The 12,645-nt window shown below is 44.7% G+C and carries 12 protein-coding genes; 7 read left to right on the top strand and 5 right to left on the bottom strand.

The genetic code is table 11. The features are described 5' to 3' along the window. Positions 1-61: 61 nt before the first annotated feature. A complete protein-coding gene (locus DOM22_RS02070; protein ID WP_246845807.1) occupies positions 62-619 on the top strand; it encodes a DivIVA domain-containing protein in 558 nt (185 codons plus the stop codon). Positions 620-628: 9 nt separating this feature from the next. Next, positions 629-916 carry a DUF167 family protein gene (locus DOM22_RS02065; protein ID WP_142698793.1) on the top strand — a complete coding sequence of 96 codons (288 nt, stop codon included), beginning with the start codon at positions 629-631 and terminating at the stop codon, positions 914-916. Here the strand turns inward: DOM22_RS02065 and DOM22_RS02060 are convergent. Beyond that, positions 896-2,050, bottom strand: a complete 1,155-nt coding sequence (locus DOM22_RS02060) for a hypothetical protein (protein ID WP_142702067.1) — start codon at positions 2,048-2,050, stop codon at positions 896-898. The genes DOM22_RS02065 and DOM22_RS02060 overlap by 21 nt on opposite strands. A 29-nt stretch (positions 2,051-2,079) precedes the next feature. On the opposite strand from DOM22_RS02060, the gene DOM22_RS02055 reads away from it, so the two are divergent. From DOM22_RS02055 to DOM22_RS02040, 4 genes are all read left to right on the top strand, one after another. Beyond that, entirely contained in the window at positions 2,080-3,297 is a 1,218-nt protein-coding gene (locus DOM22_RS02055) for an MFS transporter (protein WP_142698792.1), read from the top strand. 3 nt (positions 3,298-3,300) lie between these two features. Beyond that, positions 3,301-3,630, top strand: a complete 330-nt coding sequence (locus DOM22_RS02050) for a rhodanese-like domain-containing protein (protein ID WP_210415670.1) — start codon at positions 3,301-3,303, stop codon at positions 3,628-3,630. A 253-nt stretch (positions 3,631-3,883) separates the two neighbouring features. Continuing rightward, positions 3,884-4,987: a porin gene (locus DOM22_RS02045; protein ID WP_142698790.1), complete on the top strand. Its 1,104-nt coding sequence runs from the start codon at positions 3,884-3,886 to the stop codon at positions 4,985-4,987. Positions 4,988-5,208: 221 nt separating this feature from the next. After that, positions 5,209-7,890 (top strand): valine--tRNA ligase, encoded by a 2,682-nt coding sequence (locus DOM22_RS02040; protein ID WP_142698789.1) that lies wholly within the window; start codon positions 5,209-5,211, stop codon positions 7,888-7,890. A 173-nt stretch (positions 7,891-8,063) separates the two neighbouring features. Here the strand turns inward: DOM22_RS02040 and DOM22_RS02035 are convergent, their stop codons facing one another. The 4 genes from DOM22_RS02035 to DOM22_RS02020 form a co-directional block, all read right to left on the bottom strand. Next, on the bottom strand, positions 8,064-8,789 hold the full coding sequence (locus DOM22_RS02035; protein ID WP_142698788.1) for a hypothetical protein: 726 nt from the start codon (positions 8,787-8,789) through the stop codon (positions 8,064-8,066). A 41-nt stretch (positions 8,790-8,830) separates the two neighbouring features. Beyond that, positions 8,831-9,817 (bottom strand): isopenicillin N synthase family oxygenase, encoded by a 987-nt coding sequence (locus DOM22_RS02030; protein WP_142698787.1) that lies wholly within the window; start codon positions 9,815-9,817, stop codon positions 8,831-8,833. Positions 9,818-9,878: 61 nt separating this feature from the next. Further along, a complete protein-coding gene (gene tsaA, locus DOM22_RS02025; RefSeq protein WP_142698786.1) occupies positions 9,879-10,589 on the bottom strand; it encodes a tRNA (N6-threonylcarbamoyladenosine(37)-N6)-methyltransferase TrmO in 711 nt (236 codons plus the stop codon). Positions 10,590-10,684: 95 nt separating this feature from the next. Then, positions 10,685-11,401, bottom strand: coding sequence for a Crp/Fnr family transcriptional regulator (locus DOM22_RS02020; protein ID WP_142698785.1), 717 nt, complete (start codon positions 11,399-11,401; stop codon positions 10,685-10,687). Positions 11,402-11,663: 262 nt separating this feature from the next. On the opposite strand from DOM22_RS02020, the gene DOM22_RS02015 reads away from it, so the two are divergent. Further along, positions 11,664-12,641 carry a BMP family protein gene (locus tag DOM22_RS02015; RefSeq protein WP_142698784.1) on the top strand — a complete coding sequence of 326 codons (978 nt, stop codon included), beginning with the start codon at positions 11,664-11,666 and terminating at the stop codon, positions 12,639-12,641. Positions 12,642-12,645 lie beyond the last annotated feature (4 nt).

The following is a 12,645-nucleotide window of genomic DNA, read 5'->3' as shown; positions in this document are numbered from 1 at the left end:
CCTTGCCGGGTGCCTGAATAGACTTTTATCCTTATTTCATAGTGTTCAAGGAGGAACAGACATGAAAATCACACCCATTGATATAGCTCACAAATCATTTGGTAAAAGAATGATGGGTCTCGACACTGATGAGGTTATGGATTTCCTCCAACAGGTCGCCGCACAAATGGAAGCTTTGATTCAAGATAGAAACTCTCTGAAAGAAGCTCTTCGCGAAAAAGAACTTTCCTTGATGGAATATAAAGAGCGCGATCAAGTTTTGAAAGAAACAATCGCTACAGCAACTCAGATGGCAGACCGCCTTCGTCAGGATGCTGAACGCGAGGCTAAGCTTATCACTGCCGATGCCAACCAAAAAGCCGAGATCATCACTCGTGATTCCCGCGATTCTTTGAAACGCATGTATCAAGAAGTGAATGAGCTTAAACGTGCTCGCATGCAGTTTGAAGCAAATTTGAAAGCGTTGGCGCAAGCTCATCTTTCATTGCTTGAACAAGGCGAAAAGTATATGCCACAAATGCATTTGCAAAATCAAAACTTTGTAAATAACCCAAATGGCACAAGTCCTGCGACTGGCAACACACGCTCGACAAATATTTCTCCGCTATCTGCAGAGTAAATAAAGTCCGTGATTGAAGAAATCAAAGGTGGAGTTCGGCTCCACCTTTTTATTCAGCCCAAGTCTTCCAAGAATCAAATCGTGGGTCCCCACAACGGCATGCTAAAAATTAAGATCTCCGCCCCACCGGTTGACGGTGAAGCGAATGCCGAACTGATCGAATATCTGGCTAAATTTTTTAAGGTTCCAAAGCGCAATATAACTTTGGTTAAAGGCGACACCGGCAGGCAGAAAACTGTCGATGTCGAAGGTATTTCTTTAAGCGACGCTCAGGCTTTAGTGACCGCCGCGTTTTAGCTCTACTTCAAATTCAGTTTTATCCAACTGCTGCTGCAGGTTCACATCAGATTTCTTTTTCTTCTTTTTTGTCGGGCGAGGCTTGAACTGCTTTTGATCCACACCATCGTCAGTCGCTTCTTTGAATTTGCGAGTATTCGGAGTGCTGATTTGAGTATCAGAACGATCATACATACCGGAACGTCCCGTCGGAACAGGCGCAGAGCTTGGTGTCGGAGTGTAAGTCGGAGTATATGTTTCTTCAGCATAACCTGCAGCCATATCGAAGCTATAGCGAATAAAGCCGCCAACGTGGTAACCTGCAGCTGCATTTTCCCCAGCTACCGTTGCACCACCATTCGCTTGCAAACTCCACTTGGAATCAATCACCCACGTGGCATAAAAAAGAGTGTCGATCACAGACGGATTCACAGAATAAAACTTATAAGATCCCGCATTCACATTTTGCAGATAAGCATTGCGGATATATTTTGTGTTCGTGTCTTTGTCGTTGGATAAAGACTGACTGCCGATCAACTCCCCACCGAAGCGAAACGCATTGGCTTTTAATTGCAAACCAGCTCCCCACGGAAACAACGAAGATCTGCCATCACCACGATAGTCATATCCTAACCAGCCATACATGCGAACTGTGCCGAAATCTTTTTGCGCCGTTAAGCGACCCCAGAATTCAAAGACGCCTTCGGAATTTAAAGCGTCATCGCCAGTTCCATTGACCTCTTGAAAGGGAATCAACAACCCAAACTCAGGCACCAGCTGTAACCAACCATCATAGGCGATGAAATCTAGGCCCCCGATGAAATCCGTAAAGCTCGTGTTGGTGCGCGTTGCGACGGAGTTCTTACTTTCGGCCGAACTCATGGTTCCTGAAGCGAAAACGGACCAATTCTTAGCCGGCATGTAGCGCGTGCTAAAATCCATATCCAAAAGTTGGTAATGGTTTCCACTGGTTAGGTTGTTTGATCCATCTCCAAAGTTTTCATAATTGGCTTCAGAATAAAAGAAATTGGTGCCCAATTCGAAATCCCAGCGATCCCGGCGAAACTCTTTGTAATTATCAAAGGCCATCGCGGTGGAACTTGCCACCAATAAACTCAATAGGAACGCGCTCAAACACTGAAGATTATTTGCCATTTTCATAAGTTCCTAATAATAACAACCCCATGACCACGACATCAAATAAATCACAGCTCGCTATCATATTTTTTACTGTTTTCCTTTATCTTGTGGGCTTTGGTGTAGTCATTCCAATCATCCCACTCCTGAGCAAAAATTTTGGAGCCACGGCTCTGCAAACTGGTTTGCTTCTCTCAGTATATTCTTTGATGCAGTTTCTGTTTTCTCCGTTTTGGGGCCGCCTGAGTGATCGCATGGGGCGCCGCCCGATTTTATTGTTCTGCCTTTTGGGCGAGGGACTTTCTTATATCTTGTTCGCTTGGGCCCGCAGTCTTGAGTGGTTGTTTGTTGCGCGCCTCCTTGCTGGATTCTTTGGCGCAAGTCTATCCACGGCTTCAGCTTACATTTCCGATATCACTCCCAAACACGAACGTTCCAAAGGCATGGCCTTAATTGGCGCCGCTTTCGGCTTGGGTTTCGTGGTGGGCCCGGCACTGGGTGGTCTCCTTGCAGTCTGGGGTCATCACATCAATGAAGCTCCGCACTTTGATACTTCTTTCTCATTTTGCTGGGTCGCTGCTTTGTGCTTTGCAAACTTTCTTTTCGGCATCAAATTCCTGAAAGAATCTTTATCAGAGAAAAGTGAATCAGCAGCTAAGAAAAAACGTTTCTCTGTTATGTGGCAATATTTGAACACCAAAACAGTGGGCGCCTTGATGTCGGTTTTCTTGCTTTCCTCTCTGGCAATGTCGGGAATGGAAGCCACGTTGATTCTGTTCATGGGTGATAAGTTCCAATGGACGATCAAACAAGTCAGCTTTGGTTTTGCTTACATCGGTTTGATTATTATTTTCACGCAAGGTTTTTTAGTACGCCGTATGCTGCCCAAGTTTGGCGAACGCCAAGTATTGCGCGTGGGCTTGGTTTGCTTTGCTGTGGGACTAACTACAATTGCTATCTCTGATACTCTTTTCGGAATGGCGATCGCGATGACTTTGCTTTCTTTGGGTAATGGCTTATCAAATCCTTCCGTGCTTGGCAGTATCAGCTTGCTGACAGATCCTAAAGAGCAAGGTGCTGCAATGGGAGTTACTCAAAGCATGGCATCCTTGGGGCGCATCCTTGGACCAGCAATCGGTGGAGCCCTTTACGGCAGTGTTGCGATGACTGCGCCTTTCTGGGTTTCTGGAACCTTGGCATTTGCAGCTTTAGCTATCGTTATCATCAACTTCAAGCTGATCCCTGATCATGCGCGTGTAGGTTAAAACATGGATATTTCTCAACTTGGATATTTCCAATTCAACAATTTGATCAGGGGCCGCATTCCCATGATTTTGGTAAACTTGGGAGTGGATTTAAAGTCTTTGTACGGACAAGTGGAAGCTCTACATATCGACAACTGCCAGATCATGGGATCAACAGATGAAATAGTAAGTCAGGTTGAAAGCAAAAAGCTTCCTGCTCACTACCCCATCGTTATCATCGACCAAAACGGAAACACTTACTCCCCGGTGGTACAAGCCCTGGAGGAAAAAGGCTTCAACAATGTCTACACGGTGAAGAACGGCTTCACCGGATTACAAAAAGAAAACCAATAAGCATAAACGGGGATTTCAAAATCCCCGTTTTCTTTTTCATCATTACTTGGTTAGTTTTTTGTTAGTGTCTTAGAAACAACAACCTTACTTCACTCTGTCATTTCCCAAGCACGATAAGTCTTTTACACGCAAAGCACCGACAAGCGACATAAATGGATATTCCGTTGTTGGCCCAAAGAATTGACTATAGCATAATGGCATCGTTAACGGACATAACGAACATTAACCAAAACTTTTTATAGAAGGACATTTAATGAAAAAGTTTTTCATCGCCGCTTTGGCTACGACAACAGCTGTATCTGCTGCACAAGCTGGTACTTTGAATTTTGATGCTCGCGCAGACTACGATACGTCGACGTACACGGACTCTGCGCTTCAGGATTCCAACAAATTTTACTTCAAAACTATTCGCTTGGATTACCAAGGAAAAGTTAACGAAGAACTTTCTATGCGTCTACGTGCTGCATACAATAAAAATGCAACACAAACTGCAGGTGCGGGTGACAACTCTCAAACCGCTCTTGAGTTCGCTTACTTGACACACAAAATGGGCGACATGTCTTTGCAAATCGGTAAATTGGGATCTGAGTACGGTACTCTAGAGTCTCAAACTTCTGGTGCAGACTTGTACCTTACCTCTCAAGCCTACACAAAGACTGGTCCAAACGGAAATTTGCAAGGTCTTTGGTTGAATACATCCAGCCTATTATACGTGTTGGGTGCTAAATTGGCTTGGAACATAACTCCAGACCAATCTCTATCGTTGGTAGCTTTCAAAACGCCAGATGGTTCTACAACACCAACTGCACCTCCTCCAGCTGCAACTTCAAATGCAATGATGGAAGGCCTTATCTATAAAGGCGCTTTCATGGATAAAAACTTCAAAGTAATGGCGTCTTACCACTACGGTACAGGCACACCTACTAAAGACATGTACAACTTGTACTCAGCTGGCTTCAACTGGACAATGGGTGCAGCTTGGAACTTGGAAGTTGATTACACAGCTTCTGACTTTAAAAGAGACGCTACTGGCGCGAAAGACTCTATCTGGTCTGCGATCGGTAAACTTGCTTACACTGGTTGGGAACAATGGACTCCACGCCTAGAGCTTATTTCTTCTTCAGAAAAAGTTGAAACAAGCGCAACTGCAGCTAACAACGGTACAAATGAATTCATGGGTTATGGTGCTGTTCTTGAGTTCAAACCAATGGCTGACACTAACTTCCGTTACCACGTTGCATACAGCAACACGACTCAGAAGTTCTCAGACAGAACTGCTCCAGCAACGAATTTAGCGGATGCTAAAGTTGACCAAATCACGATCGGCGCTCGTATGAACGCTGACTTCTTGAAATAGTCAAAAGAGTCGCATAACCGACTTTTATCAAGGGAGGCCTCATCGCCTCCCTTCTTTTTTGCCCAAAACTCGACGCATCGCTTCTGCAGAAACCGCCAGGCACCTTTTGCGAGTACGTTTTCGGAGCTGGATCTATCCTTAAGGGCTTGAATCTGATAGACTCAAACGGTTAAAAATCTTACTCCGACAACGTCGGAGTGCAGACCTATTGGGGTGCCTCAATGTCAGAACAATTATCAGATCGCTACAATCCCGCGGATGTAGAAAACAGAACCTATCAGTGGTGGGAAAATTCCGGCTTTTTTAAAGCGCAGGACAAATCCACAAAACCACCATTCTCCATCATCTTACCTCCTCCGAACGTCACAGGTTTCTTGCACATGGGTCATGCATTGGATCACACGATCCAAGATATCCTTATCCGTTGGAAGCGTATGAGCGGCTACAACACGATGTGGTTGCCAGGTACGGACCACGCCGGTATCGCAACTCAATCTGTGGTTGAACGTGAACTTAAAAAAGAAGGTGGCAAATCTCGCCACGAATTAGGCCGCGAAGCTTTCGTTGAAAAAGTTTGGGACTGGAAGCATCAATACGGAAATCGCATTTATTCTCAAATGCGTCGCTTGGGTGATTCTTGTGATTGGGATCGCGCTGTCTTTACTTTGGATGATGGTGTTTCTAAAGCCGTTCGCAAAGTATTCGTAACTCTTCACCAAAAAGGTCTGATCTATCGTGGTCAACGCTTGGTGAACTGGTCAGGCCCTCTTGAAACTGCAATTTCTGACTTGGAAGTTGAACACAAACAAGTGAAGGGCGCTCTTTACCACATTAACTATCCTTTGGAGGATGGCTCTGGTTTCTTGACGGTTGCGACAACTCGTCCAGAGACAATGCTGGGCGATACAGCTTTGTGCGTTCATCCAGAAGACGAACGTTACAAGGCATTGATCGGAAAAACTGTGATCGTTCCGTTGATCAACAGAAAGATCAAAATCATCGCTGACACTTACGTTGATAAAGCGTTTGGTTCGGGCGTGGTGAAAATCACTCCGGCGCATGATTTCAACGACTATAAAATCGGTAAAACTCACCATCTTGAATTCATCAATCTTTTGACTAAAAAAGCCGAGATGAATGAAAACGCGGGCCCATACGCTGGCATGAAAGTGGCGGAAGCTCGCAAGAAAGTTGTGGAAGATCTAAAAGAGCAAAACTTGCTGGTTAAAGAAGAACCACACGTTCACTCTGTAGGTCACTGCTCTCGCTCGGGCGCCGTAGTTGAACCATTCTTGTCTGAACAGTGGTTCGTTAAAATGGAGCAGCTGGCAACTCCTGCTAAACGCGTGGTAGAAAGCGGTACCATCCGTTTCGAACCCGAGTCTTGGACAAAAGTTTACCTTCATTGGTTAAACAACATCGAAGACTGGTGTATCTCTCGCCAATTGTGGTGGGGTCACCGTATTCCAGTTTGGTATTGCAACTCCTGTAACCATCAAACAGTTTCTGAAACCGACGTCACAGCTTGTGAAAAGTGCGGCAAGCACGATCTTCACCAGGACGACGACGTTTTGGATACTTGGTTCTCGTCTGCACTTTGGCCTTTTTCTACAATGGGTTGGCCGAATGAGACTGAAACATTGAAAACGTTCTACCCAACTAGTTACCTGGTAACTGGTCACGATATTATTTTCTTCTGGGTTGCACGTATGATCATGATGGGTCTGGAATTTAAACGTGATGTTCCGTTCAGAACGGTTTACATCCACGGTTTGGTTCGCGACTCTCAGGGCCGTAAGATGTCCAAGTCTTTGGGGAACTCGATCGATCCGGTAGAGATGATTGATAAGCACGGTGCAGATGCCCTGCGCTTTACTTTCTCTGCTCACTTGTTCTCGGGTAAAGACTTTAAGTTCAGCGAACAACGCTTGGAAGGCTACCGCAACTTTATGAATAAGATCTGGAATGCGGCTCGTTTCGCACTTTCAAATCTTTCTGATTTCAAAGCTCCAGCCGCAGGTGTAAAGGCTTTGCCTAACAAAGCGCACATCAGCGTTTTCGATAAATGGATCATCACAAAGCTTGCTGAAGTAACGAGAGAAGTTGAAGAAGCCATGGATCAAGAGAGATTCTCTGATGCATCCATCGCTTTGTATCAGTTCATCTGGAATCAATTCTGCGACTGGTATATCGAATTCACAAAACCAATCATGAATGGGAACAACGCAGAAGAAAAAGCGGCAACTCAATTGGTGATCGCTCAGGTTCTGAATCGTATCATGCGCCTGATTCACCCGTTCACACCGTTTATCTCTGAGGAAATTTACCAAAAACTTCCGATCAGAGGCGAGGCTTGTATCGTGGATCAATATCCAACAACTAGTAACGATAAAGAGTTCTTGGCGCTGGCTTCCAATGAATCTGCTTTTGAAATCGATATCGTGAAAGAAGTGATCACAGCAATGCGTAACATCCGTGGGGAAAACCGCATCAGCCCGGCAATCAAATTAAACGTACGCCTGGGTGTTGCGAACGATCAAGTGAAACACATCCTGGAAAACAATCGCACAGCTTTGATGACTATGGGCCGTCTTGAAAACATGGAAATCGGTGCTGAAGGCAACCTAATGAAATGCGCAGTGGCCCCAGTAGCAGTCAAAGATGCGAATGTTAAAGTGATCATCCCACTTGAAGGTTTGGTTGATTTCGACGAAGAGATCAAACGTATCAATAAGGCGATCGAAAAGTTCAACAAAGACATCCAGATCCTGTCTGGCAAATTGTCGAACGAGAAATTCGTCGCAAACGCAGACGAAGATGTGATCGCCGCAGACCGCGCGTTGCTAGCGCAATCAAAGGTTCAATTGGAATCTTTGAAAGACGCCCTAACCCGCTTCCAATAAAAGGTACCAGGTCCTGTTTACGTATGCGGTGCAGTACCGCAGCGGAAACGAAAACGACAACTTTGAGCACAAACAAAAAAGGCTTCCGTAACTGGAAGCCTTTTTTTATTGGGTACGGACTTACCTATTGAAGTAAGTCCGTACCTTTTCAGGTAAGTCCGTACCTTATGGCCTTAGTTGCAGGAGCAGGACATTTTTTCGGAGTCGGTGTTTTCGCAGCGGAAGTATTTTCCCAAATGGCTGGCGATGAAAGAATGAACCTTGCCGTTCTTTTCTACGAAATTGATTTCATCACCATTGGCGAAATTGATTCGACTGGATTTTGCGGTTGCCAGCACCGTTCCGTCTGCCGACAGGTTTTGAATTTCTTCATCAGTTGGATTGTCGGTAAGCTCTTTGTCCAAGTGAATATCGCGAACTTTTCCGCTGGTTAAAATTGTGAAGTGCTGAACTCTGCGCGCCAAAGATTCAGTGCGATCCGTTGAATATTCCACATACACGCGGCGGATTTCACCGTACTTGGTTTTATAATCCACCACAGTCCATTTATTCTGAACGCCCAAGACTTCACCAAAAGAATTCCGAACGATTCTGCTTAACGCATTTAATGTAAGATCCTCTTGGGCTGTGGGAGCCGTAACTTCAACATCAAGGCATTCAGACATTGCAGGGGCATTCTTGGCCCAAGCTTGAAACAATTCTGGATTTTCCATTTGAGTCGGCAAAAAGCCCGAAGCATCAGACTTTGATTTGTCTTCAGCAGTATAGTTGAAATCAGGCATGTCGTCAGGAAAATGCCCTGTATACCCTGCTCTTTGCTTTAGAATAAAAAGACTGACGGCAGCTAATGCCAGGACCACAACAACGGGAACAATGATTTTCTGCTTTGAATTCATCATTCCCTAACTATCGATTTATATGCGGTCCCGGTCAACGTGCTCTATTTGATAAGACCGATTTCACGCAGACGTTGCATCAGGAAATCCTGGCCCGTGATATCCGCGTATTTTGCGCCAGTTCCTTTGCAGGATGGCAAGCAGCTTAGCATCGCAGTTGGATGTGGATGCATAAAGAACGGCATTGAATAACGGTGCGAGTTTTTTCCATCCTGAGGATTGATCACACGGTGAGTAGTCGAAGGCAAAACGTCATTTGTCAGACGAGCCAACATGTCACCCACGTCAACGATCAAAGTATCTGGTTCAGATTCGATATCCAACCATGTGCCATCGCGGTCTTGCAATTGAAGACCTGAAGCCGTTGCTGCTGGAAGGATTGTGATGAAGTTAATGTCTTCGTGAGCCGCTGCACGCACGCAACGAGGATCTACACCCTCTGGAATTGGTGGATAATGCAACAAACGAAGAATTGAATTTCCATCTTTCGTCATGCGTGCAAAGAAATCTTTGTCGACTTCCAAAGGCATCGTCAAAGCTTCAAGCATCACATCCCCCGCTTCTTCAAGCGCGGCAAATAATTTCAAGAAATGATCTTTGAATTCAGGGATAACATCCGTTGGCCAAATGTTGTCTGGATAGATAGATTTCAACTCGCTCGCGACCACAAGTTCGCGGCCCACATGCCAGAACTCTTTCAAATCCATTACTGGAGAGTCTTTCGCGTGTTCCTTACCAAACGGAGTGTAACCACGTTGGAAACCCGCAGTCGGAGAGATATAGGACTTCTTTACGTCTTCGGGAAGTGCATAGAATTTTTCAAGAAGGTCATAAGCTTTATGAAGATCCGCTGCTTTAACGTCGTGATCTTTCAGGATGATGAAACCGTATTCTTTAAGGCCAGTGAAAAGTTGATCAATGAAACGGGCTTTTTCAGATCCAGAACCTTTCGTGTAACTTGCCAGGCTTAAAGTTGGAACTTTGCGAAGAGTGCTGTTCTCTGCGTGAGAGCTAGTTTCGATCGTTCTCATGGTTATCCCCTTTTTTGATGAATGGACAATACCAAGTTGCTTATTCTAAAGGCAACAGCAACTAATTATGCGTAAAAAGAATATCGAGAACTCTGACTAGATTTGCACTCTCAAATTCAAAGTGCACATCACCATCAAACAGTCGAACAGCATGTTTATTTCGATAGGGAGCTTCGCCAGCACCCTCGTAACCACGATAAACGACAGGGCGCGGATCCAACTTCAATGTATCCTCGATCACTTCTTGCAGTTTTTTGTCAGGATTTCGTTGCTGCCATTGAGCAAGAACTTTTGACGCGTGCTCAGTGAACTCCACCTGGATCGGATCCTTTACAACTTCGGAAGTCCACCCAGTCTTGGCATTCGGGATAGATTCAATTTCAGGAAGATAAGGTTTGATATCCAAAATCGGCGTTCCATCCACCAAATCAGCACCGGAAACAATGATGCCATCTTTTTCAACTTTGATGAGCTCCACTAATGACAAACCAATAGGATTCGGCCGATGAGGAGTGCGAGTCGCAAACAATCCGATGCTCTTTCCACCCATGCGTGGAGGATGAACCTTGGCGTGATAACGAGCGACTTTATTTTGATGGAAGACCCACACCAGCCAGACATGACTGAAGCCTTCCAGCCCCTGAAGTGCTTCTTCGGGCTGAAGATCCGCGCGGATTTTCAATTTAGCCCACGCGCTCTTCACCAACCCAGGCTGGCGCGGGGTGCCAAATTTATCCTTAAAGCAACTCTCAATAAATCCAATTGGTTCCATAGGTACGGCGTACCTTTTGGGGGTTCGACGCGTCAAGAAAAAAGGCCGATCTTTTGGATCAGCCTTTAGTGGTTTTTCAATTTTCGGGAGAGATTCTAGAAGTTACCGGAACGTCTCATCAAACCATCACGATTTTTGATGATGATTTCTTTACCGTTCAAGTCGATCAAACCTTCGTTTTTGAACTCAGTCAGATGACGAGACAACGATTCATTGATCGTGCTTGCGAGCTGAGCGAACTCATTACGAGTTAGTTTTAGATTTAAAGAGATTCCATTTGGAGTTTGCGTACCGAAGCGGTCTGCCAAAATCACCAATTGGTAAGCAATACGCTCTTGAACCGAAGCCAAATAATGCAATTGGCTTGTGTTTTCGAATGCTTCCAAATCATTTACCGATTGATTCAAAAGTAGTTTCACCATTGGTGAAGCCTGTGCCATAGCAACTTGGATCAACTCGCGAGGGTACAACCACAAGACGGTCGATTTCACTGCTTTAGCGTGACATTGTGCTGTGGCACCTTTCACCAATGCCTTGTAGCCAAAGTATTCCCCTGGAGATACAAGCTTTGTGACATATTCATTTGTCGTTGTACGGCCTCTTGCGTGAGAACGATTTACGACAACTTTCACACATCCTGATTGCACATAATACAATCCTTTAGGAGTATCGCCTTCCTTGAAGATCATCTCTTCTTCTTTAAGGTGAATAACTTCGTATGGCACATTCGAAGTTGTTTGGATGTTGATGTTTTGTTGGCCCATAAAACCTAGGGAGTTAACTCCGCCGTTGAGTATCGTTTGCGATTCCATGCTCTTAGTCCTCCGTGCGTTATCTGAGTTGTTGGTTAACGTTTAGGCCATCCTAATCTGGTATAAAACAAGTGCCTAATTGAAATTAAGACATAACCGACTTGTAAGAGTTGACCATTAGGCGATTGAAATGATTTGCCTTGACTCATAAAGTAGAGCCTCGTAATTTCACCCCGACAAAAAATCTTAAAAAATTTGTGAAATCAAACGCTTATTAAATGCGCAGACGCATGAAATTTAGCGCGTGTGAAGGAATCATCAAATGACAAAAAAGTTTTTCGTTACACTGTTTCTTCTGTCAATCAGCACCACAACTTTCGCAAATATTAAAGTCGGCCTTGTCCTTGATAAAGGTGGTAAGGACGACAAATCTTTCAACTCTGCAGCCTACGCTGGCGCGACAAAAGCAGAAAAAGATCTACAAATCGAATTGAAATACGTTGAAGCAACCGACACGAATGCGATTGAAAATTTGCATCGTAACTTTGCTCGCAAAAATTATGACTTGGTTATCGGTGTTGGCTTTGCACAAACGGATGCAGTAAAAAAAGTTGCAGCACAATTTCCTAAAGTAAAATTCGCTATCGTTGATGGTGAAGTAACAGCAGCGAACGTTCGTTCCTTGATGTTTGAAGAGCACGAAGGTTCTTTCTTGGTCGGTGCTTTGGCGGCAATGGCTTCTAAATCTCACTCTATCGGTTTCGTTGGCGGCATGGACATTCCTTTGATCCGCAGATTTGCAATGGGTTACGATGCTGGCGCAAAATACGTTGATCCAAAAATCAAAATTTCTGAAAACTATGTGGGCGTTACGGGTGAGGCTTGGAACAATCCAGCCAAATCCAAAGAATTGGCACTTGCTCAGTACGGTAAAGGCGTTGACGTGATCTTTGTTGCGGCTGGTGCTTCGAACTCTGGTGTGTTTGACGCTGCTGAAGAGAAAAAGAAATTTGCTATCGGTGTTGATTCGAATCAGAACTGGATGAAACCTGGCACAATCCTAACTTCCATGTTGAAGGCAGTTGATGTAGCAGTATACGAAACCATCAAAGAAACTAAAGATGGTAAATTCAAGGCTGAGGTTGCTCGCTTTGGATTGAAAAACAACGGCGTGGACTACACGCTGGATAAATATAACGAAAAGTTGATCACCCCGGAAATGAAGAAAAAGGTCGACGAGATTAAAAAGAAAATCATCGCAGGCCAAATTCAAGTTCCGGATTACTATAAGAAGAAGTAATTGC

It is taken from the genome of Bdellovibrio sp. ZAP7 (assembly GCF_006874645.1).
Lineage (GTDB): Bacteria > Bdellovibrionota > Bdellovibrionia > Bdellovibrionales > Bdellovibrionaceae > Bdellovibrio.
Note: the sequence above shows the minus strand (reverse complement) of the source record. Positions and strands in the feature narration are given on the sequence as shown.

Excerpts from the sequence above, each read along its gene's own strand:
- tsaA (WP_142698786.1), bottom strand. The coding sequence starts at position 10,589 with ATGGAACCAATTGGATTTATTGAGAGTTGCTTTAAGGATAAATTTGGC.
- DOM22_RS02055 (WP_142698792.1), top strand. The coding sequence starts at position 2,080 with ATGACCACGACATCAAATAAATCACAGCTCGCTATCATATTTTTTACT.
- DOM22_RS02045 (WP_142698790.1), top strand. The coding sequence starts at position 3,884 with ATGAAAAAGTTTTTCATCGCCGCTTTGGCTACGACAACAGCTGTATCT.
- DOM22_RS02035 (WP_142698788.1), bottom strand. The coding sequence starts at position 8,789 with ATGATGAATTCAAAGCAGAAAATCATTGTTCCCGTTGTTGTGGTCCTG.
- DOM22_RS02050 (WP_210415670.1), top strand. The coding sequence starts at position 3,301 with ATGGATATTTCTCAACTTGGATATTTCCAATTCAACAATTTGATCAGG.
- DOM22_RS02020 (WP_142698785.1), bottom strand. The coding sequence starts at position 11,401 with ATGGAATCGCAAACGATACTCAACGGCGGAGTTAACTCCCTAGGTTTT.
- DOM22_RS02030 (WP_142698787.1), bottom strand. The coding sequence starts at position 9,817 with ATGAGAACGATCGAAACTAGCTCTCACGCAGAGAACAGCACTCTTCGC.
- DOM22_RS02070 (WP_246845807.1), top strand. The coding sequence starts at position 62 with ATGAAAATCACACCCATTGATATAGCTCACAAATCATTTGGTAAAAGA.
- DOM22_RS02040 (WP_142698789.1), top strand. The coding sequence starts at position 5,209 with ATGTCAGAACAATTATCAGATCGCTACAATCCCGCGGATGTAGAAAAC.
- DOM22_RS02060 (WP_142702067.1), bottom strand. The coding sequence starts at position 2,050 with ATGGCAAATAATCTTCAGTGTTTGAGCGCGTTCCTATTGAGTTTATTG.
- DOM22_RS02015 (WP_142698784.1), top strand. The coding sequence starts at position 11,664 with ATGACAAAAAAGTTTTTCGTTACACTGTTTCTTCTGTCAATCAGCACC.